Raw genomic sequence first — 25454 nt, 5'->3', positions numbered from 1 at the left:
CTAAAACGGGCAGCCTTAGGCTGCCCGTTTTGCGTTGTTTAGCGAGGCACTAACACCATATATCCTTCAGGGGCGTATCTGGCCGGTAATGGGTCGCAATCTGCGCCTGCAGTAGCTCTGCCGTCGCTAGTGCGTCAGTCAAGGCATGATGACCTTGATAGCTGGGTAACCCATAGCGCTCGCGGCTCGCATTCAAGCGTATTGAAACAGGCGGCCGTCCCAGCCAGCGTCGAAACCGCGCCCATAGCGTTTGACGATGCATTCTTGCTTCAAGCGACATCGTATCGATCATCGGAAACATTACCCCTTCCCCACGCCGATCCTGTATAGCGGCGTCTAGAAACGGGCGTTCGATATTGCGAAAGTGAACGACCACCAAGTGGCCTGCCAGCATTTCCAGCAACTCATTGAGAACAACGTCCAGGTCGGGCGCTTCAGCGACTTCGGAGTGGGTAATATGATGAAAAGCAATGGAGGTCTCTGCCAGCGGGCGTGAGGGATTAACAACCCAGTAACGACGTTTTGCAAGCTTTATACGATTAAGTGTAAACGGCACCACGCCGATACTCACAATCGCATGGCGTCGCTCATCCAAACCGGTGGTTTCTACATCCAGCGCCACCATAGGCACATCGGCAATCGGCGTATCGGGTGCGGGCAAAGGCGCAGAGAAAAATCGCTTGATATCAGGGTCTTTTGCACTGCCCGCGCGTTGCGCCATATAACCGGCCCAATCGGCCTGGGTCACTTTTTGACGTGGACGAATACCTCGCATATTACGTCCTCTGCCGCTGGGCGGGCATAGGATAACGGAACTTCAAAAACTTCTGGGCGTTGCTCAACACCTGAAAGGCATCTTTTAGCGTATGCCGTTCGCTGTCTTCCACGTTCTCAGGCTCGATATTATTATCGGGTGCCCGATCTTCCTGAATATCAATCATTTGATGACGTAACCGTGACATGCATAAAAACTCAAACGCATAGCTCAGCTTGTCGCTGACCCCGGTCGCCAGCAGCTGTGTATGGTTGATGTCATTTAAGCGCTGAAACGTATTTTGAGCTTTGGAACCGCAGGCCAGCGCATGAATGCGAACCAGATCTACCATCGGCGCAGTACCCCGCCGCTTTAAGTTAATCGAGTTATTATGCTTGCCATCCTTTTCCATCACAAAGGTGCGGAAAAATCCAAGTGGCGGGGTACGGCCCAGCGCATTACGCGCCATCGCCGCCAAAAATAGCGGGGATTCCGCCGCGCGACTGGCAATTAAATCCTGCAGGGTTTCGACAAAATGATCCTCGCCATAGATGCTGTCTAAATCAAAAAAGATCGAGCTTTGCAGCAACTTTTTAGGCGTAGGATTTGAAATCCAGTCTTCAAAATAGCTTTTCCAGACACTCAGTGGCTGACGCCACTGCGTATTGGTGGCCATGATGTCGCCTTTGCAATAGGTATAGCCACAGGCATCTAGCCCATCGCTGACAAACTTGGCGAGCGCATAGAAGTAAGCATCATGCTCTTCGGGTACAAAGTCATCCGACAGAATCAGCGCGTTATCCTGGTCGGTCACAATGCTTTGCTCATTGCGCGCCATTGAGCCATTGACCATAAAGCAGTAAGGCACGGGAGGCGGGCCAAGCTCCGCCTCGGCAAGTTCCAGCAGGCGCCGGGTAAAGCTTCGCCCTATCGTTGAAAGCGCACTGCCCACCATTTGTGAGTTAGCGTCTTCCTGCACCATCCTGACAAACGATGCGCGGACATCCGGCGCCAGGCGAGCAAGCCCCTGGACACTGGACTGATTAAAAATATTGCTGACCAGATAAAGTCCGCTATGCGTTTCATAGCGAATAATATCGGAAAGATGCACAACCCCAACAGGGCGCTGGCGGTAAAGCACCGGCAAGTGGTGGACATTATTACGCAGCATGGTGAGCATCGCCTCGTATACCGAGGCATCCGACTGGACGGTAATCAGGTGTGGCGACGCCACATCGCCAATCGGCGTTTGAGAAGACAGTCCTTCTGCCACGACGCGCGTGCGAAAATCGCTATCGGTAAAAATCCCCACCATATGCCATGTCTTGCCTTCGCTATCCTGAAAGCTATAGCGCGGATTGCCTGCATACTGCTTGATCACAATCGCGGCGGACGCCTGGGCATCGCTGACCTGCTGAGCCGCCTGCTGCAGGCTGGTAGTCGCTTCGACCATGACCGGATAGCGGGTCACCAGCTTGCGGATTCGCGTGACGATCATGTCGTTGGATTTTTTTTGCTGCTCGGCAGCCGTCTCAAGCCGGGGGCGTTCAAGCTCGACAAAGTCAGCGAAGTCATCGTCCTCTTCGCACAGACGTTGAAACACATCCTTGGGGATAAAGTAGATGAGCGTGTCTTCAATCGCCTGCGCGGGGAAGCGCACTTTATGATTACGCAGCAAGCTGAAGTGGCCAAAAATATCGCCCTCCCCCAGCCGGTTATAAAGCTCGCCCTTGCGGCGATAAACTTCAACGGCGCCGCTTCTTATAAAGCACAGTTCATTAATGGTGTCATTTACCACCAGGATGTCGCTCCCGGTTTTGAAGTAGCTGACCTCTACCCGTTCAGCAATCGCATCGAGCAGCTCGTCAGAGAGCCCATCAAAGGGAGGAAACTGGCCCATAAACTGGCGTATTTCGAGTAGCTCAACGTCCATGCGATCTCCTAAGATGAACTCGGTAAGCAAGTCCGTAGAGTTTGGATGGGTTCACCTCCACCGTAAACCCTGCAGGCAATAAAAAGCCCGGCACATGATGTGCCGGGCTTCGAGTGGTTATCCCCCGCCGGTGGGATATCTTTCAGCTATTAAGCAGAGCTAAGATAACTGATAGTACCGTTAGGCGGGTTTAGCAATCCTGTTAATGACGTAGGATTTGATAACGTAGCGCCTAATAACTTAAGACTCGCTTGCCATCTCCTGAACACGTTGCATCATTTCCGGATCTTGCTGAATGGACTGACCGATAGCATTGAAGGTATCGACATCAAGGCCGCTGTCTTCAACAACCTGAATCATGCGGTCATTAGCCTCTTCACGAACTTCCTGTTGTGCAGCTTCGTCTTCTGCTTCCTGCAGACGCTGTGTGAACTCTTGCGAGATCACGGCGATTTCTTGGGAAGCATCGGCGAACTGCTGTAGCTGCTCATCAGAAAAATCCTGGGCCGGTGCGGCTTGCTGGGTGGCCATTGGATCTTGAGCCGGATCCTGTGCTTGCTGGGCGTTGGCCGTAGTTGCCATTAAACCAGTAGCGAGTAGGGCAGCTGAGAACAAAGCAGTTAAACGTTGCATAGAAAGAAACCTCATTGACGCGTTGTGAATGTGTGAAGTGTGACGCGATGATTCAGCACAGGTTCAAATTTTTTAAGTAAAAGAATGTAAAAAATTCGATAACGTTAATTTTTCCGGCTTACGCCAGCTGTCTAAAATCTACAATTATTCAAAATTTTCAAGGAGATGAAAAAATGAGCGGATCTTCGCTTAGCCGAGCAGCAATGCCAGGAATTTTTGTACTTTTATGGAGCACTGGGTTTATCGGCGCAAAATTTGGTCTTCCTTACGCCGAACCGTTCAGCTTTTTATCCATCCGTTTTGCGCTCACCCTGCTGCTATTGGTGCCTTTGGTGCTCGTCATGCGAATCCCATGGCCATCGCCGCTTACGTTATGGGGCCATATCGCGCTGTCAGGCATATTGGTACATGGCATCTATTTAGGCGGCGTGTTCTACGGTATTTACTTGGGCATGCCCGCAGGGCTCGCCGCTTTGCTTGTTGGCCTGCAACCGCTATTAACGGCGGCCTGTGCGGGCCCCTTATTGGGCGAGCGCTTATCCAAACGCCAATGGCTGGGTTTGGCGCTGGGCTTGATCGGTATCTGCCTGGTGCTGGGCAGCAAGCTTGAACTAGGTGACGCCCTGTTTGCAGGGTTTGGCGGTGAGGCGCTTTTGTGCGTATTCGCGGCTCTATTGGGCATCTCGCTGGGAACGCTTTATCAAAAGCGTTACTGCACACACATGCCGTTACTGTCAGGGACGATTATTCAATATCTGGGGGCAAGCGTGCTGCTGGGTGGCGGGGCGATGCTGTTTGAAACGCGCCAGATCGAGTGGAGCAGCACGTTTATTATGACCCTGGGCTGGCTGGTGCTGGTATTATCGATTGCGGCCATTTTGCTGCTCATGGCGTTAATCAAAAAAGGCGAGGCATCGCGCGTCGCCAGCCTTTTCTACCTGGTGCCTCCGGTTACCGCTCTTCAAGCCTGGTGGTTGTTCGATGAGCGACTTCCCCTGCTGGGGATAGCGGGCATGGTGATTGCGCTGGCGGGCGTGCTGATGGTGGTTCGCAGTGCCAAAAAAGCGGCCCCGGCTGACTAGCCTAAAGCCGCTCTATATAGCCGACACCGCCCAAGTTGCGCATTTGCTGAAGAATCCACTGACTGCGTCTCTCGACCTGGGCATCCGGCCGCGAGGCACTGCGGGTTCGTGGGCTGGGCAAAATAGCGGCCAAAAGGCTTGCCTGACGCTCAGAAAGCGCACTTGCCGATACCCCAAAATAGTGTTGGGACGCAGCTTCCAAGCCAAACACGCCGCGGTCCCACTCCGCCACGTTAAGATACACTTCAAGAATGCGCTGCTTGCTCCAGAACGTTTCCACCAGCAGGGTAAACCAGGCTTCCAGGCCTTTTCGGGCCCAGCTGCGCCCGCTCCACAGGAAAACGTTTTTGGCGGTTTGCTGACTCAGCGTACTCGCCCCACGTAGGCGGCTACCGTCTTGGCTTGCCTGCCAGGCACGACGCAGTTCGACGAGATCAAAGCCACGGTGTACTGGAAAACGCTGGTCTTCGGCAGCAATAACGGCAAGTTTGGCGCTGCTGGAAAGGTTGTCCCAGCTACGCCATTGGCGCTGTATCGTAATCGGTTCGCTATTGATCCAACTCTGTATCTTGCGCTCCACCATTACCATTGACCCAGGCGGTGGAACGAAACGAAATAGCAGCACCAGCGCCACAGAAAGAAGCGCAAACAACAGCGCGCCGCGCCACACAAGACGCCATAGCTGACGAAGAAAGCGGCGCAGCGCGCGATTGAGCATTTCGGTATCCTTAACGCTTCATGAGATGTTCCGCATGATAACGCAGATGGTCCTCAATGAACGAGGCAATAAAGAAGTAACTATGGTCGTAACCCGGCTGACGACGTAGCGTTAGCGGATGATCATGCTCTTCACATACAGCCTCTAAGCGCTCGGGTTTGAGCTGCTCTTCCAAAAATTGATCCGCTTCCCCCTGATCGATAAATAGCCGCTGACGCGACGCGCCATTGGCAACCAGTTCGCAGGCGTCATACTGGCGCCAGCTGGACGGGTCATCCCCAAGGTAGCTGGTAAATGCTTTCTGCCCCCAGGGGCAGTTCATCGGATTCACGATCGGTGAAAAAGCCGAGACCGAGCTAAAACGCCCGGGATGGCGCAAGGCAAGAATCAATGCGCCGTGGCCACCCATCGAATGACCGCTAATCGACTCGCGGCCGTTAACCGGAAAATGCTGGCGCACCACCGACGGCAGCTCTTCGATAATATAATCGTACATACGGTAGTTCGACTTCCACGGAGCCTGGGTAGCATTGACGTAAAACCCTGCCCCCGACCCCAGGTCGTAGCTTTCGTGCTCGCCCGGTAAGTCCGTGCCACGCGGGCTGGTATCAGGGCAAACGATGGCAATACCCAGCTCAGCGGCTATCCGCTGCGCGCCCGCTTTCTGCATAAAGTTTTCGTCGTTACAGGTAAGCCCGGACAGCCACCATAAAAGCGGTACTCGTTCGCTTTCAGCTTGAGGCGGCAGATAAACCGCAAACTCCATATCGCAATCCAGCGCCCGGGAGTAGTGGCGGTAGCGCTTGTGCCAGCCACCAAAACTACGGTTAGCAGACACCAGTTCTAAGGTTTCACTCATGCTCATGGGGCAGGCTCCTTGCGAAAAGAGAAGCGCGGCAGAGCTGCCTGCCGCGCTTTAACATACGATTAACAACATACTATTCGCGATGGTCAATCAGCGCTGATCTGTAAGTGCTAATTTATAAACGCAAATCTATAAACGCTGATCTATAAAAGATAGTACTCAAAAGATAGCACTCAAAAGATAGTACTCAGTAATGCAGGACGGTACGAATACTCTTACCGGCATGCAGCAGCTCAAACGCTTCGTTGATCTTTTCAAACGGCATATCGTGAGTAATGAAATCATCAATATTGATTTCACCGTTCATATAACGTTCAACATAGCCTGGAAGCTCGCTACGCCCCTTAACGCCGCCAAACGCAGATCCTTTCCAGACGCGTCCGGTCACTAACTGGAACGGACGTGTGGAAATTTCCTCGCCCGCACCGGCAACGCCAATAACGATCGACTCGCCCCAGCCTTTATGGCAGCACTCAAGCGCTGAGCGCATGACGTTGACGTTACCGATACATTCAAACGAGTAGTCCACGCCGCCATCGGTCAAATCAACAATGACCTGCTGAATGGAGTCGCTGTAATCCTTGGGATTTACAAAGTCAGTCGCACCAAACTGCTTGGCCAACTCAAATTTATCTGCGTTAACATCAATCGCAATAATCCGGCCGGCTTTAGCCATCACTGCGCCCTGGATAACCGCTAAACCAATCGCGCCTAAACCGAATACAGCAACGGTGGCGCCTGGCTCTACTTTGGCGGTATTGAGTACCGCGCCGATACCGGTGGTTACGCCGCAGCCCAGCAGGCAAATTTTATCCATCGGAGCTTCTTTGGAAACCACCGCCAGGGAGACTTCCGGCAGTACGGTATATTCGCTGAATGTCGACGTGCCCATATAGTGATGAAGCATTTTGCCATCCAGCGAGAAACGCGAGGTGCCGTCAGGCATCACGCCTTTACCCTGGGTGGCGCGCACGCTGCCACACAGGTTGGTTTTGCCGGAAAGACAGAACTTACATTTACCACACTCAGCGGTATACAGCGGAATAACGTGGTCGCCCGGCTTAAGGCTGGTAACTCCTTCACCGACTTCTTGAACCACACCGGCACCTTCGTGACCCAGCACCGAGGGAAACAGCCCTTCCGGGTCAGCGCCTGAAAGCGTATATGCATCGGTATGACAGACGCTGGTGGCGGCCATTTTGACCAGCACTTCGCCCGCTTTCGGGCCTTCGACATCAATTTCAACCAGCTCTAAAGGTTTACCCGCTTCTAATGCAACGGCAGCACGTGATTTCATCAGTTGATTCCTCAATACAGCAACGGCGATAGGCCGCCTAAACGAATAGCTAAATAACCTTGGTGCTGCCAGTGTAAGGCAGCTAGGGGCTCGAGAAAAAGCGGGATATACTCATAATATTATTGCCGCTGAGCAACAATCACCGACTATAGGATAGCCATGCAGCGTTGGGATCGCGTCGAAGCCTTTATTGAAGTGGTTCGCCTAGGCACATTTTCAGCCGCGGCCAGTCATCTTAAAGTTTCCACTTCGCATATTAGTCGCCTGGTAAGCCAGCTCGAGAACCAGTTGGGCATTCAACTTTTATACCGTACCACGCGCCAGATCCGCTTAACCGATGCGGGTGCCTTGTATATTGAGCACTGTCAGCACCTGTTTGATGGCTTGAAAGATGCCGAGCAAGCCATCAGTGAGCTACAGGCCAAGCCACGTGGCATGCTCAGGCTTACCTCTGCAACGACGTTTGGCGAACGTTATATAGCGCCACTGGTTAATAACTTTCAATGCCTGCACCCGGAGCTTGAAGTGCATATGCATTTTACCAATCGGCCCGTCGAGCTGATTGAGGAAGGCTTTGATATCGCCATTCGTATGGGAGTTTTAAAGGACTCAAGCTTGATTGCCCGGCGTCTGTGCGAGCGGCGCGAATATGTTGTGGGTTCGCAGGCCTACTTTCGCCAGACACCGCCCCCGCATACGCTGGCCGAACTTAGCCAACACCGCTGTCTGGTGGGCTCACGGCCAAGCTGGCTGTTTGATGTAAACGGCCAGCACCGTGAAGTACGAGTGGAAGGTTGCTGGACCGGTAACTCCGGCCCTGCCCTGCTGGATGCAGCGCTTAAAGGATTAGGCTTGGCCCAGCTGCCCGATTATTACGTAGCGCCCCACCTGGCAAGCGGCGAGCTTGTGGCAGTGCTGGAGCCTTTTCAACATTATGATACGGCGGTTTGGGCAGTTTACCCCCGCCATCGCCATCTTTCTCCCAAGATTCGCCAGCTGGTCGATTACCTGGTGGCCAATATCGCCCAGGTGTTGCCAAACACTCAACCGCATTAACGATTTTAGCGCTGACTGCTCATTCAGCACTCATGGCACAGCGCTATAGTCCATTCGTCGAAAGATTATTAACAAGGGTAGTGGGCGAGCACACAAAGGTGACGATATAATGAACATTCAGAATTGAATGTTTCTGTCAGTAAAACCGTGACCCACGACCCTGAAGGATAAGGCATGCAACTTCCCCCACCTAACTGGCCTATCGATTTTCGCACTACGTTACTGCGGGCCACTCTTTATGTGCTGTTTATTGGCGGCATAGCTCAAGGCGCTTATTTGGAAGCTGTGTATTTACCTTCGGTACGCTTTACCGAGCTGGGTTTTACTGAATTTTCCCAAACGCTCACGCTTGCCAGCTGCTGCGGGCTGTTGATCTATATTCGTCAGGTGCTCAAGGTATGGCCCAATGTCACTCTGCTTATGCTGGCCTTTGTTGCAGCCTCGCTAATCCGCGAGCAGGATTATTTTTTCGATGAGTTTGTGGCCGATAATAGCTGGAAGGTCCTTGTTGCATTAATCATCCTGCCCTCTATTGGCTGGGTGGTATATCAACGTCGACGCTTTATCGCTGAGTTTGCCCACTACAGCAACACCTTTTCATTTGGCCTGTTTGCGGGCGGCGTGCTGACTACCTACATCTTCTCGCGTCTCTATGGACGCCAGATTTTTTGGCGTGCCGTGCTTGAAGATAACTACGTACGCATTTTTAAAGATGTCGCTGAAGAGGTGATCGAGCTTTTAGGCTATAGCCTGATTCTGTTTGCCGTTATTGAGCTTCTACTTCTCGCCCTACGCATTCGCAAAGCGTCTAGCGTCTAGCAACACCTGCTAATTCCCGCATGTGGATAAACGCCGCCTGAAGCCTATTCAGGCGGCGTTTCATTTTTTAAATCCCGCTATACGCAAAGCCGTTTGCGCCGCTTGACGCTTCAACGTAGTGTCGCCCATCAGGCCCCCTGGGCGTTTTTTACTAAAAAACCACCTACTGACGATATAAAACATATGACAAATTCCAAAAATCGCGAAGAACACCTGAAGCGTGGTGCCTTTACTCGCTTTCTTGATAGCGTGGAGTGGCTAGGCAACCTACTTCCGCATCCGGTTACCCTGTTTGCCATTCTATGCGTGCTGGTGGTGGTTGCCAGCGGTATCGCCGGGGCTTTAGGCGTATCGGTGGCTGATCCGCGACCCGCCAATGAGGGCGAACTGATTGCGGTTAATTCGCTGCTTAACGCGGAAGGCTTACGTCGCTTAGTGACCGAGATGGTGACGAACTTCACAGGCTTTGCGCCGCTAGGTACCGTTTTGGTAGCCATGCTGGGCGTTGGGGTGGCTGAACACTCAGGGCTACTGTCTGCAAGCATGCGCGCTCTAGTGCTTAATCGCTCGCCGCGCATCGTTACCTACGCCGTCGTATTTGCGGGCATCATGTCCAATATGGCGGCCGAGCTTGGCTACGTGGTGCTCATTCCTCTCGCGGCGATGATCTTTCATTCACTGGGCCGCCATCCCTTGGCGGGCCTTGCGGCTGCTTTTTGTGGGGTATCCGGCGGCTATAGCGCTAACCTTTTGATTGGTACCGTCGATCCTCTGCTTTCAGGTATTACGCAAGAAGCTGCCCGGCTACTGGACCCAGCCTACATAGTAGGTGCCGAGGCGAACTGGTTCTTCATGTTTGCCAGCACATTCCTGGTGACATTAATTGGCGGCTTGGTCACCGAGCGTGTTGTGGAACCAAAGTTAGGTAAGTTTGACGCCTCTTATGCTGATAGCAGTATTGACCAGCAGCGCATGGAAGGACTTTCAGACAGCGAAAAGCGTGCATTAAAAGGCACTGGTTTAGCGGCCCTTGCTCTGGCGGCTGTGATCGCCGTCATGGTGGTGCCCGAAGGCGGTATTCTGCGTAATCCAGAAACCGGTTTAGTCAGTGGATCGCCGTTTTTGCGCGGCATTGTGGTTATCGTAGCGGTTGCTTTCACGTTGCTGGGCTTCATATACGGACGCTTGGCAGGCACGATGCATAACGACCGTGACGTAGTAAACGCCATGGCCAAAAGTATGAGCAGCCTTGGGCTTTATATCGTACTGGTTTTCTTTGCCGCCCAGTTTGTAGCGCTGTTCAACTGGAGCAACTTTGGTACCGTCACCGCTGTTGCAGGCGCTGACTTGCTTGATTCTCTTGGCTTACGTGGGCCTGGCCTGTTTGCTCTGTTCATTCTTATGTGCGCCTTCGTTAACCTTTCGCTCGGAAGCGCATCGGCTCAGTGGGCAGTGACGGCGCCCATCTTCGTTCCCATGTTGATGCTCATGGGTTACGCCCCAGAGGTTATCCAGGCCGCCTACCGTATCGGTGACTCAGTCACCAATCTGATCACTCCGATGATGAGCTACTTCGGCTTGATTTTGGCCGTCGCCACTCGCTACCGCAAAGACATGGGCATCGGCACGCTGGTTGCCTTAATGCTGCCCTATACACTGTTTATGCTGATCGGCTGGACCTTGCTGTTCTTTATCTGGGTATTCGTATTTGGCCTGCCCGTCGGCCCAGGTTCCGCCACGTACTATACTCTGTGACGCACTACACACTGTGGCACAGACCCAACGGTTAAGATCCGTATAGTTCAGACAGCAAAAAGCCCGCCGTTTTTAAACGGCGGGCTTTTTTACGCTAGGCAACTAACGCCTGCTGACTACACGTTACTTACTCAGCAACTACTTACTCATCAAGGAACGAGCGCAGTGGCTCAGAGCGCGACGGATGGCGAAGCTTACGCAGAGCCTTGGCCTCAATCTGACGAATCCGTTCACGGGTTACATCAAACTGCTTGCCAACTTCTTCCAGCGTATGGTCGGTATTCATATCAATACCGAACCGCATGCGCAGTACCTTGGCTTCACGCGCTGTCAGGCCGCCGAGTACGTTGCGGGTCGCTTCGATAAGACCTTCACCGGTCGCCATATCGATGGGCAGCAGCATTGTGCCGTCCTCGATAAAGTCACCCAGATGCGAGTCATCATCATCACCAATCGGCGTCTCCATGGAGATCGGCTCTTTGGCAATTTTAAGCACCTTGCGTACTTTGTCTTCCGGCATTTCCAGACGTTCGCCCAGCTCTTCCGGCGTCGGCTCGCGGCCCATTTCCTGCAGCATCTGGCGCGACACGCGGTTAAGCTTGTTGATCGTCTCGATCATGTGAACCGGAATACGGATAGTCCGTGCCTGGTCGGCAATCGAGCGGGTGATCGCCTGACGAATCCACCAGGTAGCATAAGTAGAGAACTTATAACCCCGACGATATTCGAACTTGTCTACCGCCTTCATCAAACCGATGTTGCCTTCCTGAATCAGATCCAGGAACTGCAGGCCACGGTTGGTGTACTTCTTGGCAATCGAGATAACCAGACGCAGGTTAGCCTCAACCATCTCTTTCTTGGCACGACGCGCTTTCGCCTCACCAATAGACAGCTTGCGGTTCACCTCTTTCAAATCCGCCACGGTGAGCTGCACCATGTCTTCTTCGAAAGCGATTTTACGCTGCGAACGGGCGATATCAGAACGTAGCGGCTCAAGACGATCAGCGTACTTGGGCTGCGCTTCCTGGAAAGCATCCAACCACTTGGGGTTAGATTCGCTACCCGGGAACGACTTGATAAACGTCTTGCGCGGCACTTTAGCTTTTTTGACACAAAGCTGCATGACCGCTTTTTCCTGGGCCCGCACTTGCTCAACACTAATGCGCACCTGGCCTACCAGACGCTCAAAGTGTTTCGGCACCAGTTTGATCGGCGAGAAAAGCTCGGCAAGACGTGCCTGCTCGGCTTTCAGCTCAGCGCTACCGCGGCCATGCTTGGCAAGTGCCGCCTGGGCTAACGCGTTTTGCTCACGAATCTGCTCAAAACGTGCGCGCGCCTCTTCCGGATCCGGGCCACCTTCGCTGGCGGTGGAGTCTTCGTCGTCCTCATCGCCATCGCTTTCAGCGTCTTCGTCGTCGCTTAGCTCGGTCTCTACCTCAGGTTCAGGCACATCCGCTTCGGCAACGCCGGGGATACCTTCATCCGGGTCGATAAACCCCGAGAAGAGATCCGACAAACGACCAGGAGCTTCTTCATCCTGAGTGGCGTCGTAGGCATCCAGAATTGAGGCGACGGCTCCCGGCAGGTACGCCAGCGCCGACATCACTTCACGGGTGCCCTCTTCGATCCGCTTGGCAATTTCAATTTCGCCTTCACGGGTCAAGAGTTCTACTGTACCCATTTCACGCATATACATGCGTACAGGGTCTGTGGTGCGACCCACGTCGCTTTCCACGGCGGCGAGTGCCGCAACGGCCTCTTCCGCAGCGGACTCATCCGTGGAGTGATCCGACATCATCAAAGTGTCTTCATCTGGCGCTTCTTCAGCAACACGGATACCCATGTCGTTGATCATGCCAATGATGTCTTCCACTTGATCCGGGTCGGCGATATCCTCGGGTAGATGGTCGTTGACCTCGGCATAAGTCAGGTAACCCTGCTCTTTGCCGCGCGCGATCAACTCCTTCAGACGTGACTGCTGCTGCGCATTTCCAGCCATAGAAACCCTATCTCGACGAAGAAGAATGAAACACCTGGAGCGCTGAATCGATTAAACTCAACAAGCCGAACAGTATAGCGTAAATTGCTGTATTTTTTCCAGCGAAACGTATTTGCGCGGTCATTCAGGTGTGTTAGGTTGTTCGGTTAGGCCAGCACTTGGTGACTGACCCTATATCTGGTGTTGGCAAGGGCAAAATTCAACCCCCCGCTTTCAACACCGCTTAAAACCGCTGAGCCAATTCGACTACCAAACTGGCCAAGCGCTGACGCTGCTGCTTATCGAGCTTCTGCCCGGCACGTTCCTGAGCCAACAACGCCTCGTACTCTTCCTGGGGCGAACGTTTACGCTGCTTTTGCTGTAAATGCTCAATCAACCCCGTTAACTCTGCTTCTCGTGCGGCCTTGGGAATCAGCAGCTCCCGCTTGGCGAACACTGCCAGGACCTGACCTTGCGGACTGCCCTGAAAATGCGCCAATACTACCTGCGGACTGCGATAACGCCCGGCCTGCAAAAGCGCGATCAAATCGCGACATAGCGGCGTATCATCATCTTCCGGCAACCAATCCAGGCTCTCGGGTACGGCTGACACAACGCTCGGTTCGTGAAGCAGCAGCTGTACAATGCGCCCCACCGGAGTAAGCACTTGGCTACGCGTCCGCGGCTTGGGCGGCTGAGGAGTTGCCTGACCTATATCCTCTTCAACCATAGGTTCCGCGACGGGTTCCCAATACGCCTGCTCTTTGGGTGACGCTGCGCGCTTTTCCAACAACACTTGAAGCTGTTGTTGCGCCAAACCACTGCGCTTAGCCAAGGCTTCAAGCAGCAATGATTTGAGCATCCCGTCAGGCACTTTGTTCAATGCTTCGAGCACCTGGCTTGCAAAACGTTCGCGCCCTTCCACCGTATTCAGGTCACGCCCTTGCGCGGCCTGCTCAAACAAAAACTCCGAAAGCGGCATCGCACAGGTTACGCGGTCTTTAAAAGCCTCGCTTCCCTCACGGCGTACCAGCGTATCGGGGTCATCGCCTTCCGGCAGAAACAGAAAACGCGCCTCGCGGCCATCAATCATCAACGGCAGCGCGGTTTCAAGCGCCCGGCTCGCGGCCTGGCGGCCAGCCCGGTCGCCGTCGAAACAGAATACCACCCGGCTAACCAGGCGAAACAAGCGGCTCAGATGATCTTCGGTCGTCGCAGTACCCAGGGTAGCGACAGCGTTATGGATGCCATACTGCGCCAGCGCAACGACATCCATATAGCCTTCAACCATGACCAGCTGTTCAAGCTTGCTTGACGCTTGGCGCGCTTCATAAAGGCCATAAAGCTCACGCCCTTTATGGAACACCGGCGTTTCCGGCGAGTTGAGGTATTTAGGCTGCTCGTCGCCCATCACTCGACCGCCAAACGCGATAGTCCGCCCACGCAAGTCACGGATCGGGAACATTACTCGATCACGAAAACGGTCGTAGGTACGCCCGGTATCTTCGCGATGGATCAGCAGGCCATACTCAACCTGAACAGGCTCTGAAATTTCACGCTCGCTCAGGTGCTGCTTAAGCGCCTCCCAACCTCCCGGCGCATAGCCTATGCCGTAGGTCTGAATCACTTCAGCAGACAGCCCGCGATTTTCCAGATAGCGCTGAGCGCTCTGCCCCTCGCGCATCTTTAGCCGCTCGCGATAAAAACTAGCGGCAAGTTCGAGCAGGTTAACGCCCTCTTTGCGCTTTTTTTCTCGCTGCTGGGCACGCGGGTCATCGGCGCCTTCACGCGGTACATCAAGCCCTAAACGCCCCGCCAGCTGCTCGACTGCCTCAGGAAACGGCAGCTTGTCGTACTCCATCAGAAAGCGTAGCGCATTCCCGTGTACTCCACAGCCAAAGCAGTGATAAAACTGCTTGTCAGCGCTCACGGTGAAAGACGGTGTTTTTTCCTGATGGAAAGGGCAAAGACCTGAGTAATTCCGGCCAGCTTTTTTAAGCTGCACGCGCTCACCAACCACTTCCACCACGTCAACGCGGCTGAGAAGGTCGTCAATAAAACGCTGTGGAATCTGGCCTGCCATGAACGACGAGCATCCTCGCGCAGTGCGCTGGGCGGCTGTTTAACGTCATTAGGCAATTTTCCCAATGGCCTTGAACAGCGCAAAAACCTGAAAAACAAACGGCCACCTAGTGGCGGCCGTTTGGCATCCCTCTTGAGACAACCAGCTAACTACTCTGGCTCTCCCCAGGTACGGATCAATAGAGCCGTTCGAAACGCTTTTGCTCACGCTGAACTTTCTTAGCGTGACGTTTTACGGCAGCTGCCGCTTTGCGTTTACGCTCAGCAGTCGGCTTCTCATAGTGCTCGCGGCGGCGTACTTCAGAAAGAACACCGGCTTTTTCGCAAGAACGCTTGAAGCGACGCAGGGCGACGTCAAACGGCTCGTTATCACGTACTTTTACAGAAGGCATTAAGCACTCACCTACCTTAAGGAGTCTTGAGTTCGGATAGTACGTACAGCTTCTAGCGCATTATTGCGGCTACAGTGTACGACCCAGTTTTACAGCGCACGATAGTTTAGTCGTGAATAACCATCTTTGCAAATGCTTACGCCCTCCAAGAGGGACAGTGTTAGACTTGAGCGCTCTACCATTTTTTCCAAAGAGTTTTCCCGTTATGCGCGTATTGGGCATTGAAACGTCTTGCGATGAGACCGGCGTCGCTGTGTATGACACTTCCCGTTCAGGCGGCGACGGCCTGCTGGCCGACGCGCTGTATAGCCAAATTGCCATGCATGCTGAGTACGGCGGCGTAGTACCTGAACTGGCGTCGAGAGACCATACGCGAAAGCTGCTACCGCTCATTGAGCAGGTATTAAAAGATGCCAACCTGACCCGGCACGATCTGGATGGCATCACCTATACCGCAGGCCCTGGCTTGGTGGGCGCCCTGATGGTGGGCGCAAGCACAGCTCACGGCATGGCGCGGGCGTTAGAGATCCCCGTGCTGGGCGTCCATCATATGGAAGGCCACCTGCTCGCGCCGATGCTTGAAGATGATGCACCGGAGTTCCCCTTTGTGGCGCTACTGGTATCCGGCGGCCATACCCAGCTGGTGGAAGTTCAGGGGCTGGGTCGCTATGAACTCTTGGGCGAATCCGTGGACGACGCTGCGGGTGAAGCCTTTGATAAAGCCGCTAAAATGCTGGGGCTGGCTTACCCAGGCGGCCCCCTGGTGGCCAAGCTTGCCGAGCAGGGTGACCCCAAACGGTTTCGTTTCCCCCGCCCAATGACCGACCGCCCTGGGTTGGACTTCAGCTTTTCAGGTTTAAAGACGCATACGTTAACCGCGATCCGCCAGCTGGAAAACGCCGGTGAGCTTGACGAACAGGCGCGTGCTGACGTAGCCCGCGCTTTTGAAGAAGCCGTGGTCGATACGCTGGTCATTAAATGCCGCCGGGCGCTGGATCAAACTGGGCTCAAGCGCCTAGTGGTAGCGGGTGGTGTTAGCGCCAATCACCGGCTGCGCGAACGTCTGGCACTTGAATGCCAAAAACGTCAGGCAAAAGCCTATTATCCGCGTGGCCGTTTCTGTACGGACAATGGCGCCATGATTGCCTATGTCGGCGCACAACGGCTGGCCGCCGGCGAGCAGGATAGCGATGGCATCATGCAGGCCACACCGCGCTGGCCGCTGGATCGCCTAGCGCCACCCAAGGCACCTCTTAACGATTAAGGCTTTCGCAGGCGCGGCTCCTCGCCGCGTCTTAGCCTGCGAATATTAAGCCCGTGTCGTAAAACCACTAACAGACTCAAGCCACCCACCACGCCTATATAGGCAGGCGCCAGCCAGATACACGCAAGGGGTGCTACCAAAGCACTGGCCAATGAGGCTATCGCGGCGGTTTTTAACCGCCATGCCAGCAGCGCCCACGTCACGGCACTCAACAAGGCCACTCCGGGCACTAGCACCAGCAGTACACCCAGCGCACAGGCCACGGCCTTACCGCCTCGAAAGCCGTACCACACGGGATAGCTATGCCCGACGAGCACGGCCAACCCGATAAGCCCCTGCCAACTAACCGGCAATGCCAGCATTTTACTTGCCAGCACCACGGGCATGCCTTTAAGCGCATCAAGAAACAGCGTAGCGCCGGCCAGACGCGGCCCGTAAAGGCGCAGCACGTTGGAAAACCCAGGATTACCGGAACCACAGCGACGCGGGTCACGCACGCCAGCCATCCGGCAAACGCTGATCGCTGCCAGCCAGCTACCGCTTAAATAGCCGATTACTACCCATGTCATGGCGCTGTTCCCGTCTTACTGTCGTTTCATCTCATCCTAACGTACAATCGCCGGCTTGTTGCCGCTGAGGAAAAGCTCGTGGATCGCATTTTGATCGAAGCGTTAAAAGTAGACACCGTTATCGGTGTGTACGATTGGGAGCGCACCATTCAACAGTCGCTTAGCCTGGATTTAACGCTGGCGACTGACATTCGCCCGGCTGCTGCCACCGATGATCTAAGCCTGACGTTGGATTATGCCGCCATTTGCCAGCGGATCCAGCGCTTTGCCGACGCCCACCAGTTTGCCTTGGTCGAAACCTTTGCAGAGCGTCTGGCGGAATGTTTGCGCAGCGAGTTTTCAATTTCATGGTTACGCTTAAGAGTGCGCAAACCCGGCGCAGTCCCTCAGGCCACCAGCGTAGGCCTTGAGATTACCCGCGGTGAGCTACCGGAGGCCACCAAGGACGTTACCCTATGAGCCTGGTTACCGTTAGTTTAGGCAGTAATGTTAACCCCGTGCGCCATATACGCTCGTGCCTTGACGCCCTGTTTGACACTTTTGGACCTTTACAGGTCTCGCGCGTGTTTGAAAGTGAGCCCGTGGGGTTTAGCGATAAACACAACTTTTATAACCTGGTCGTTGCGTTTGAAAGCGACTGGTCACCGCGCCAGCTACAGGCGTGGGCTAAAAGCGTCGAGATCCTTCACGGCCGCAAGCCCGGCATGACCAAATATAGCGCCAAGGTGCTGGATATCGACCTGTTAACCGTCGGCAGCCTGTGTGGCGTTGTGAATGGCATTTCCCTGCCCCGCGACGAAATCACCTATAACGCCTTTGTGCTACAGCCCCTGGCTGAGCTACTCCCCGATGAACGACACCCCGCTTGCGATACGCCTTACGCGGCGCTTTGGCATAACTTCACGCTGGGCAGCCAACGCCTTTGGCCAATTGACTTCACTTGGGGCGGTGCCTGGATATCCCATGCAGACACCATGCCGCAAAAGGCGTTGGGAAGATAAGCCAGACCAATTGACAGCCTATCCCAGTGCATTCATCACCGCCTGCTGGCGCTGTTCACGCAACGCCTCGCCTAACGCCGCTCCTTTGAAACCCTGAGCTATCAATGCCTGCGGGCTTACGTTACGCGCAGCTTCCCAGGCAGCGCTTAATGGCGCCACGCTTGCCTTGGCAACGCCCCCCACTAGCTGAAGCTGGGTTTCGACCTGCTCAGGCTTGCGCCAACCGTCCAGGCGCTCCAGCCAGTGAAGTACGGCGGCTGGTTCCAATGGCGCTTTTAGCAGATGCAGGGTCAAGGCTACATAGCGTGCCAGCTGAGCCACAGCGTTGGGCAGTCGTAGTCGCTTAGCCAGCGTCTCACGCTCAGCATCCTCAAGCACGCTGACGAGCAATGCGTAGCGCCAGTGGGCTTGCGGCGTCTGGCTATCGCCTGGGGCGCTGTGCATTGCTGCGAGCCCCTGCTCAAGCCTGCCATCCGCTAATGCCGACCACCATACCGACAGCGCTTCGCACTGCATTAGCGTCGTAAAGTAGGCCTGCGGGTCCGGCTCGCCAAGCGCCTTCTCGGTTTCCACCCACACTCGCTCAGCCGCCAGATGTTCAAGTTCACCGCTACGGCTCACCTGCGTCATCAGCGCCAGCGTTTCATCGGCGATACAAAACCCCAGCGGCTTATAGCGGGCTAAAAAGCGCGCCGTGCGCAGTACACGCAGCGGGTCCTCGCTAAATGCCGGGGAAACATGCCGCAGCACGCGCTTTTCGATATCGCGCTGACCGTTAAAGGGATCAATGAGCGGCCCATCTACCCGCTGAGCAATCGCATTAACGGTAAGATCGCGACGCAGCAAGTCCTCTTCCAGGGTGACATCGGGGCTTGCGTGCACCTCAAAGCCTGAATAGCCGTAGCCGGACTTGCGCTCGGTACGCGCCAAGGCGTACTCCTCGGCGGTTTCAGGATGTAAAAATACCGGAAAATCTCTCCCCACTGGCTTGAAGCCCCGCTGGCGCATGGCATCTGGCGTCGCGCCGACCACGACCCAGTCGTTATCAAAAACAGGCCAACCTAAAAGCGCGTCACGCACGGCACCACCTACGCGGTAAACGTCCAGCCCGGCAATACACGGATCGTTGGGACTCGCCGCCACTAGCGCGCTCCTTGCTGCTGGCTGGGTACGCTGACCCGCTCACCGGTGTCCAGATCAAGCGCGGTTAACGCCCCTCCCCATACGCAGCCGGTATCCAGTGCTTCGACACGCACCTTGGCGTCAGGCGTTTTGCCTTCCAGAGCCGCCCAATGGCCGAACAGTAGATGCGGGTCATCGTCACGCGGGTACTGAAACCACGGTGCAAAACCTGCCGGGGCACTTTCAAGCCCTTCTTTCGCTGCAAAATCCAGCTGCCCCTGAGCGTTGATGAAACGCATGCGTGCCATGGCATTAACGATAAAGCGCAGCCGATCCATTCCTTCAAGGTCTTCCCGCCAACGATCAGGCTGATTACCAAACAGCTCGGTTAGAAAACGCCCCGACTGCTCGCCGGCCAGGGCCTGCTCGACTTCACGGCTATAGGTCACCGCCTGTTCGACACTCCACTGGGGCAATAATCCGGCGTGGGTCATCAAGGTATTGCCCTGATATACGGCGAGTGGCTGGCCTTGCAGCCAGTCAAGCATTGGTTCGCGGTCGGGCGCGGCTAAAATCTCGCTGAGCGTATCGTGTCTTTTCTGCTTGCCACCGCCACGCGCCACCACTAACAGGTGAAAATCGTGGTTACCCAGCACGCAGCGTACTGCGCCGCCTAGCGCCTGTGCTTCACGCAAGCACTCAAGCGAGCCGGGGCCACGGTTAATCACATCCCCCACCAGCCACAGGGTATCTTGGGTGGGATTAAAATTGAGCTTCTCAAGCAACGCCACAAACTCGGCGTAGCAGCCATGCAGATCGCCAATCGCGTAGGTACTCATGCGCGGGGCCTTATGTTGAATAAAAAAGAGTGCTGCAAAACACTATTGAAAATAAAGAGTGTTGAAAAATAACCAGCATGAAAAATACCCCATATCGCACTAACCCAAACGTGCTACTCATCAAAACCTACTACTTATTGTACGTTAGCAGTATTCGCAAATTTGCTCTGGTGGGATGGGCAAATTTGCATCAATATAAATTAAGCGTCGGTAATGTAGGCGCGGTTACTTTTCAGAATGCTGCTTTTCATAACGCTTATAACACCTTGCAAAGTAAACCATCCAAGGCCAGGGACAATATAACGATTATGCTGCCTACTTATACACGGCGTCGGCTATTAAAAGCTGCAACGCTTGCCGGCATGGGTGTAGTGCTCGTACCGGTTAGCGCTCTGCTCCCGGCTGCCAGCGCACAGAGCCAACCGCCCGCGTCACCCTCACGCCATACCCCAGACAGCATTATGGTTAACGGCTGGCTGCTACGCGCGAGTGACCGCTAATGTACCTGCCTTTCGATAAGCTCGCTGAGCTGGGCGGTACAGTGGATGTGTGCATTATTGGCAGCGGGGCCGCAGGCGTATCGATTGGTGTAACGCTTGCCCGCCAGGGGCACCGCATTCTGATGTGCGAAGGGGGCGATGAAGTATTTAGCGAACGCTCCCAGGATAGCTACCGTGGCGAGGTCGTCGGTGATGCGTATCTTCCTCTTGAAGCCAGCCGACTGCGTCAGCTGGGTGGCTCGACGAACCATTGGGGTGGTGTGTGTCGCCCGCTTGATCCGTATGATTTCACCGCCAAAACCGCCGCTCCCGAGACCGCCTGGCCGATTAGCCATACGGAGCTTACGCCCTACTTTAGCGCCGCGGCTGATCTGCTTGATTTAGACCCTATCCCAGCGGATGAGCCCATTGAGTCGTCCGCGCTTAGCCGTATCTACTTCTCGCTGGGAGGCCCCACTCGCGTACAGCTGAAGTACGCCGATACGCTGAGTGAGTCAGACAATCTGCTGTGCTGCTTAAACGCCAATCTCGTCGCACTGGAAACGACCGACGGCCGAGTTGCCAGCGCGACGTTTGCTAACTACCAGGGCGAGCAGCACCAGGTTCGCGCCCGCTACTTCATTCTGGCCTGTGGAGGCATTGATAATGCCCGCTTACTGCTCTGGTGCAATCAACAGGCGGGCGGCCAGTTGATTCCTCAGGCCCAGACGTTGGGGCGCTACTGGATGGAGCATCCTCACGCAACGGTCGGCCAGGCGCTTATCTTTGAGCCGGAGGCGTTAGGGCTGGATGAGACCTACAACGTTTTCCTATCCCCCAATGAGCAGGCACTCGCAAACCGGGAGATACTCAACTGCGGCCTGCGTTTACACCGCATGAATCCTGAGGCGTCCCAGGCGCTAATCGATGAGCTTAGCCTGCAGGCGCCTTCACTGGGGGAGCGTATTGTCGAGTGGCAAGCCCAAGGCCGTGTGCTGCATGGTGCGATGTTAAGAGCCGCCTGGGAGCAGGAGCCGCGCTTTGAAAACCACATCGAGCTTTCCGATGAGCTTGATGCACTGGGTATTCCGCGTAGCCGACTGGTATGGCAACAGTCCGCGCTTGACCGGCACACTATTCGCGAAAGCTTGCTGTTGCTGGGCGAGTACCTAGTGGACACGGATATTGGCCGGGTACAGCTGGCGGACTGGCTTGCTGAACTTCCTGTCACGCTGCCCACCGACGGCGAGCTCGCGGGTCGCCATCATATGGGCGGTACGCGCATGAGCCATCACCCTGAGCAAGGCATCGTCAACGCCGATTGCCGACTGTTTGCCCAGGATAATATGTACGTGGCAGGTTCCAGCGTGTTTGCCAGCGCCGGGCACGCCAATCCGACTCTGACGCTGGTTCAGCTTGCCCTTCGCTTATGCGATCACTTGAACCAGCGTTTAACTCAGGCGTAGGACTAAGCGTCATAGCCGCGTTCAGTGCAGCTGGCGCGGCACGGCCAGACGAAAGGGAGCGATCGACACTTCAAACGCACGCTGGCTATAGGTATTGAGCAGCGTGTAGGCGCCTTCCATCACCCCAACCGGCGTTTGTAGAATGGCGCGGCTGGTATAGCGAAAGCGCTGACCGGGCCCGATAAGCGGCTGCTGCCCTACCACGCCTTTGCCGCGCACTTCCTGGCTATCGCCACCGCCTTGGGTGATTTTCCAGTAGCGGGCCATCAGCTGTACGCTGTGTGGGCTTTGATTATGTACGGTAACGGTGTAGCTGAAGACGTAGCGCGTCTCAACATCGCTAGACTCCGCCGCACAGTATTCCGGCGTCACGCTGACTTCAATGGCTAAACCACTCACCCGATATCACTCCCGCCAGCGTTTAGCGCGTCATCCGCCGCGACGCGGTTGGCAATGGCCACATATTCGGCCACGGTTAGCGTTTGCGGACGACGCACCGGATCAATCCCTAGTTCTTCCAGGGTTTCCGGGCTAACGCGGCCTTTGAAATTATTGCGCAGGGTCTTGCGCCGTTGACCAAATGCAAGCTTTACCAGCTCAAAAAGTAGCGCCGGGTCATCGGCAACATGCGGTAAGGCAGCGTGGGGCGTGAGGCGCACAATGGCTGAGTCGACTTTCGGACGCGGAACAAAGGCCTCGGGCGGGACGATAAACAGCTGATCCACCTGGCAGTAGTACTGCGCCATCACCGAAAGCCGCCCCCAATCGGTACCGCCCGGTTCAGCGGCGAGCCGTTCGACAACTTCTTTTTGCAGCATGAAGTGCATATCGGCGATGGCATTACCGGCAGTTAGCAAATGCACAATCAACGGCGTTGAAATGTTATAGGGCAGGTTGCCGACCACGCGCAGGGCCGGGCCATCGCCTTTAAGCGCGGCAAAATCAAATTTCAGCGCGTCGCCTTCATGAATAATAAAGTCGGGATAGTTGAAAAACTGCACCCGCAGACCGGGAATCAAATCACGGTCCAGCTCAATCACCTCAAGCCCCCCTGCGGCCTCAAGCAAAGGGGCGGTTAACGCGCCCTGCCCTGGCCCAATTTCAACCAGCCGGTCGCCTTCCCGCGGCCCAATAGAGCGCACAATACGCGAGATGATACCCAGGTCACGTAGAAAGTTTTGACCGAAGCGTTTGCGAGCACGGTGCTGCTGGGGCACTTGAGACATCTAACAGAGTTCCTTGGAGGTTTTTCAAACGTGAAGCATAAGACTAGCAGGCAGCATTGGCCCGCTGAGTGGCAAGGCGTCGTGCAAGCGAAAGCGCGATACGCAGACTACCGGGGTCGGCCACACCTTTACCGGCCAGATCAAGCGCCGTGCCATGATCTACCGAAGTGCGCACTAACGGCAAGCCCAGGGTAATATTGGCCGCCTGGCCAAAACCAGCGTATTTAAGTACTGCCAAGCCCTGGTCATGATACATCGCAAGCACGGCGTCCACACCCGCCAAATGGCGTGGGGTAAACAGGGTATCAGCGGGCAGTGGCCCTTCGATCTTAAGTCCATCCGCACGCAGGGCTTCAAGCGCTGGAATAATAGTGTCCAGCTCTTCACGACCAAGATGACCGTCCTCGCCCGCATGGGGGTTTAAACCGCACACTGCAATACGTGGCGATGCGATACCAAACTGGCGTTTCAGGTCGGCCGCCAGCAGACGGCTAATACGCGTCACCCGATCAAAGGTAATCGCATCGGCGACGTGGCGCAGCGGCAGGTGCGTAGTCACTAAGGCAACGCGCAAATCACCGCTGCCCTGCCAATCAGGTGCCTGTGCATGAAGTGCCGCATCGGTTGCCAACATCATGACCACCTCATCGACGCCACAGGCATCGCGCAGCCACTCCGTATGCCCGGTAAAGTCTGGATAGCCGCCTTCGATAATTACGCCCTTATGCAGCGGCGCCGTAACGATAGCCGCCGCCTGAACGGCCATACATGCGTTAACAGCCAGTTCGAGCGTTGCCAGCACGTACCCTGCGTTAGCCGGATTAAGTACTCCCGGCATCGCAGGCTCCTTGAGTGCGACCGGCCATACCGGAAGCTTGCCAGCCGATGCCTTGACCGGCTCACCGGGACGGGCTTCCACCAGCGTTACATCAAGCGCAAGCTCAGCCGCACGCTGGCGCAGCATATCTACATCGCCGATCGCCACGGTCTGTTCAGGCAGGTTGCCCTGCGACGCTAACATCAGCACCAGTTCAGGCCCAACGCCCGCGGGTTCGCCGGTAGTGATCAGCAGCGGCAGGCCAGCGTTTTGAGTCATTAGAGACGAATATCCACAAAGGCTTCCGAGCGAATTTCCTGCTGCCAGGTTTGCAGTTCTTCGTTGGCACGGCGCTGGAAAATCGCCTGGCGAATCTGCTCGCGACGACTCTCTTCGGTGACATTCTGACGACGACGCTCTTCTACTTCGATAACGTGATAACCAAACTGAGAACGCACGGGCTCAGAAATCTGGTTAACGTTCAGTGACTGCATCGCCTGCTCAAACGCTGGAACGGTTTGACCAGGCCGTACCCAGCCAAGTTCGCCGCCGTTGAGGGCGCTGCCGCGATCATCGCTAAACTCACGCGCCACTGACGCAAAATCAGCGCCTTGCTGTAGACGCTGGCGAGCTTCTTGGGCACGCGCGCGGGCCTGATCTTCGCTGCGCGTCGGCGTCAGCTCTATCAGAATGTGGCGCGCACGGATTTCTTCGACAAATGCCTGATCGCTCGCCTGGCTGCCCTGCTGTTCCAGCACACGCTGCACATCGCGGTCGCTTACCGATACGCGCTGACCTACCTGACGTTGCTGCACTTGGCGCATCAGCATTTCACGGCGGATATCTTCACGTACGTCGGCAAGCGTCATGCCTTCAGATTCCACCTCGTCAGCAAACTGCTCCAAGGTCATATCGTTGGATTCAGCAATCGTGCGTAGCTGACGGTTAAGCTCAGTATCATCAACGCTCAAGTTGCTGCGGCGGGCTAGCTGCATCTGGATTTCATCCATGATCATCCGCTCAAGCACTTGGGCTTCAAGCGCTGAGCGCGCCGGAAGCGAGCCGCCCTGCGCCTGGGCCTGCTGCTGTATTTGGGCAACCCGGCCATCAAGCTCGCTACGCATGATAACGCCCTCGTTTACCACGGCGACGACGCTATCGATCGGCTGGCGCTGGGTAGACGCAAAATCTTGCGCCTGCGATACAAGCGGCGTAACGAGCGCACCGGCACCAATGCAAAGGGCCATGACACCCGTGGCCGATACGATTTTTGCATGGGCTAGCAGCGTATTTCTGGTCTTCATAAA

General features: G+C 55.3%; 25 protein-coding genes. 9 read left to right on the top strand and 16 right to left on the bottom strand.

What is annotated here, in order from left to right:
- Positions 1-49: 49 nt before the first annotated feature.
- The 3 genes from D467_RS0105250 to D467_RS0105240 all read right to left on the bottom strand — a co-directional run bounded on the left by D467_RS0105250 (position 50) and on the right by D467_RS0105240 (position 3320).
- Complete coding sequence (locus tag D467_RS0105250; protein ID WP_018916463.1) at positions 50-775, bottom strand: 3'-5' exonuclease; 726 nt, start codon at positions 773-775, stop codon at positions 50-52.
- A 1-nt stretch (position 776) separates the two neighbouring features.
- A complete protein-coding gene (locus tag D467_RS0105245; protein WP_018916462.1) occupies positions 777-2687 on the bottom strand; it encodes a DUF294 nucleotidyltransferase-like domain-containing protein in 1911 nt (636 codons plus the stop codon).
- A gap of 240 nt (positions 2688-2927) precedes the next feature.
- Positions 2928-3320, bottom strand: a complete 393-nt coding sequence (locus D467_RS0105240) for a DUF4168 domain-containing protein (RefSeq protein WP_018916461.1) — start codon at positions 3318-3320, stop codon at positions 2928-2930.
- A 173-nt stretch (positions 3321-3493) separates the two neighbouring features.
- Between D467_RS0105240 and D467_RS0105235 the strand changes: the two genes are divergently transcribed.
- The gene (locus tag D467_RS0105235) at positions 3494-4402 is read left to right on the top strand and encodes a DMT family transporter (protein ID WP_018916460.1); all 909 of its coding nucleotides are present in this window, start codon (positions 3494-3496) and stop codon (positions 4400-4402) included.
- Between the two features lies 1 nt (position 4403).
- Here the strand turns inward: D467_RS0105235 and mtgA are convergent, their stop codons facing one another.
- The 3 genes from mtgA to D467_RS0105220 form a co-directional block, all read right to left on the bottom strand.
- Entirely contained in the window at positions 4404-5120 is a 717-nt protein-coding gene (gene mtgA, locus D467_RS0105230) for a monofunctional biosynthetic peptidoglycan transglycosylase (RefSeq protein WP_018916459.1), read from the bottom strand.
- Between the two features lie 10 nt (positions 5121-5130).
- On the bottom strand, positions 5131-5985 hold the full coding sequence (gene fghA / locus D467_RS0105225; RefSeq protein ID WP_018916458.1) for an S-formylglutathione hydrolase: 855 nt from the start codon (positions 5983-5985) through the stop codon (positions 5131-5133).
- A gap of 187 nt (positions 5986-6172) precedes the next feature.
- Positions 6173-7282 (bottom strand): S-(hydroxymethyl)glutathione dehydrogenase/class III alcohol dehydrogenase, encoded by a 1110-nt coding sequence (locus D467_RS0105220; RefSeq protein WP_018916457.1) that lies wholly within the window; start codon positions 7280-7282, stop codon positions 6173-6175.
- A gap of 159 nt (positions 7283-7441) precedes the next feature.
- Here D467_RS0105220 and D467_RS0105215 point away from each other — a divergent pair, with 159 nt between their 5' ends.
- The 3 genes from D467_RS0105215 to D467_RS0105200 all read left to right on the top strand — a co-directional run bounded on the left by D467_RS0105215 (position 7442) and on the right by D467_RS0105200 (position 10912).
- Complete coding sequence (locus D467_RS0105215; RefSeq protein ID WP_018916456.1) at positions 7442-8338, top strand: LysR family transcriptional regulator; 897 nt, start codon at positions 7442-7444, stop codon at positions 8336-8338.
- Positions 8339-8512: 174 nt separating this feature from the next.
- Positions 8513-9157: a hypothetical protein gene (locus D467_RS0105210; protein ID WP_018916455.1), complete on the top strand. Its 645-nt coding sequence runs from the start codon at positions 8513-8515 to the stop codon at positions 9155-9157.
- Between the two features lie 183 nt (positions 9158-9340).
- On the top strand, positions 9341-10912 hold the full coding sequence (locus D467_RS0105200) for an AbgT family transporter (RefSeq protein WP_018916453.1): 1572 nt from the start codon (positions 9341-9343) through the stop codon (positions 10910-10912).
- 142 nt (positions 10913-11054) lie between these two features.
- On the opposite strand, the gene rpoD is transcribed toward D467_RS0105200, so the two are convergent.
- The 3 genes from rpoD to rpsU form a co-directional block, all read right to left on the bottom strand.
- Positions 11055-12911 carry an RNA polymerase sigma factor RpoD gene (gene rpoD, locus D467_RS0105195; protein ID WP_018916452.1) on the bottom strand — a complete coding sequence of 619 codons (1857 nt, stop codon included), beginning with the start codon at positions 12909-12911 and terminating at the stop codon, positions 11055-11057.
- Between the two features lie 223 nt (positions 12912-13134).
- Complete coding sequence (gene dnaG / locus D467_RS0105190) at positions 13135-14973, bottom strand: DNA primase (RefSeq protein ID WP_018916451.1); 1839 nt, start codon at positions 14971-14973, stop codon at positions 13135-13137.
- A gap of 175 nt (positions 14974-15148) precedes the next feature.
- Positions 15149-15364, bottom strand: coding sequence for a 30S ribosomal protein S21 (gene rpsU, locus D467_RS0105185; protein ID WP_008956349.1), 216 nt, complete (start codon positions 15362-15364; stop codon positions 15149-15151).
- Between the two features lie 205 nt (positions 15365-15569).
- Here rpsU and tsaD point away from each other — a divergent pair, with 205 nt between their 5' ends.
- Positions 15570-16628, top strand: a complete 1059-nt coding sequence (gene tsaD, locus D467_RS0105180; protein ID WP_018916450.1) for a tRNA (adenosine(37)-N6)-threonylcarbamoyltransferase complex transferase subunit TsaD — start codon at positions 15570-15572, stop codon at positions 16626-16628.
- Here the strand turns inward: tsaD and plsY are convergent.
- Positions 16625-17197, bottom strand: coding sequence for a glycerol-3-phosphate 1-O-acyltransferase PlsY (gene plsY, locus D467_RS0105175; RefSeq protein ID WP_018916449.1), 573 nt, complete (start codon positions 17195-17197; stop codon positions 16625-16627). The genes tsaD and plsY overlap by 4 nt on opposite strands.
- Positions 17198-17275: 78 nt before the next feature.
- Between plsY and folB the strand changes: the two genes are divergently transcribed.
- Both folB and folK read left to right on the top strand, forming a co-directional pair.
- Positions 17276-17656 (top strand): dihydroneopterin aldolase, encoded by a 381-nt coding sequence (gene folB, locus D467_RS0105170; RefSeq protein WP_018916448.1) that lies wholly within the window; start codon positions 17276-17278, stop codon positions 17654-17656.
- Positions 17653-18198 carry a 2-amino-4-hydroxy-6-hydroxymethyldihydropteridine diphosphokinase gene (gene folK, locus D467_RS0105165; RefSeq protein WP_018916447.1) on the top strand — a complete coding sequence of 182 codons (546 nt, stop codon included), beginning with the start codon at positions 17653-17655 and terminating at the stop codon, positions 18196-18198. The genes folB and folK overlap by 4 nt, the downstream gene beginning before the upstream one ends.
- A gap of 18 nt (positions 18199-18216) precedes the next feature.
- Here the strand turns inward: folK and D467_RS0105160 are convergent, their stop codons facing one another.
- Both D467_RS0105160 and D467_RS0105155 read right to left on the bottom strand, forming a co-directional pair.
- Entirely contained in the window at positions 18217-19341 is a 1125-nt protein-coding gene (locus tag D467_RS0105160; RefSeq protein WP_018916446.1) for a tRNA nucleotidyltransferase/poly(A) polymerase-related protein, read from the bottom strand.
- Positions 19341-20159, bottom strand: a complete 819-nt coding sequence (locus D467_RS0105155) for a symmetrical bis(5'-nucleosyl)-tetraphosphatase (RefSeq protein WP_018916445.1) — start codon at positions 20157-20159, stop codon at positions 19341-19343. Before D467_RS0105155 ends, D467_RS0105160 begins: the two co-directional genes overlap by 1 nt.
- A gap of 308 nt (positions 20160-20467) precedes the next feature.
- On the opposite strand from D467_RS0105155, the gene D467_RS19655 reads away from it, so the two are divergent.
- Positions 20468-20659: a hypothetical protein gene (locus tag D467_RS19655; RefSeq protein ID WP_026285618.1), complete on the top strand. Its 192-nt coding sequence runs from the start codon at positions 20468-20470 to the stop codon at positions 20657-20659.
- Positions 20659-22104, top strand: coding sequence for a GMC oxidoreductase (locus D467_RS0105145; RefSeq protein ID WP_018916443.1), 1446 nt, complete (start codon positions 20659-20661; stop codon positions 22102-22104). Before D467_RS19655 ends, D467_RS0105145 begins: the two co-directional genes overlap by 1 nt.
- A gap of 21 nt (positions 22105-22125) precedes the next feature.
- On the opposite strand, the gene apaG is transcribed toward D467_RS0105145, so the two are convergent.
- The 4 genes from apaG to D467_RS0105125 are packed head-to-tail and all read right to left on the bottom strand — an operon-like array spanning position 22126 to position 25451.
- Complete coding sequence (gene apaG, locus D467_RS0105140; RefSeq protein ID WP_018916442.1) at positions 22126-22503, bottom strand: Co2+/Mg2+ efflux facilitator ApaG/CorD; 378 nt, start codon at positions 22501-22503, stop codon at positions 22126-22128.
- Positions 22500-23330, bottom strand: coding sequence for a 16S rRNA (adenine(1518)-N(6)/adenine(1519)-N(6))-dimethyltransferase RsmA (gene rsmA, locus D467_RS0105135; protein WP_018916441.1), 831 nt, complete (start codon positions 23328-23330; stop codon positions 22500-22502). The genes apaG and rsmA overlap by 4 nt, the downstream gene beginning before the upstream one ends.
- Positions 23331-23373: 43 nt before the next feature.
- On the bottom strand, positions 23374-24426 hold the full coding sequence (gene pdxA / locus D467_RS0105130) for a 4-hydroxythreonine-4-phosphate dehydrogenase PdxA (protein WP_018916440.1): 1053 nt from the start codon (positions 24424-24426) through the stop codon (positions 23374-23376).
- Positions 24426-25451 carry a peptidylprolyl isomerase gene (locus D467_RS0105125; RefSeq protein WP_018916439.1) on the bottom strand — a complete coding sequence of 342 codons (1026 nt, stop codon included), beginning with the start codon at positions 25449-25451 and terminating at the stop codon, positions 24426-24428. The genes pdxA and D467_RS0105125 overlap by 1 nt, the downstream gene beginning before the upstream one ends.
- Between the last annotated feature and the right edge of the window lie 3 nt (positions 25452-25454).

The sequence above is a fragment of the Vreelandella zhanjiangensis DSM 21076 genome (assembly GCF_000377665.1).
Lineage (GTDB): Bacteria > Pseudomonadota > Gammaproteobacteria > Pseudomonadales > Halomonadaceae > Vreelandella > Vreelandella zhanjiangensis.
This window is presented reverse-complemented; position numbering and strand designations above follow the sequence as displayed.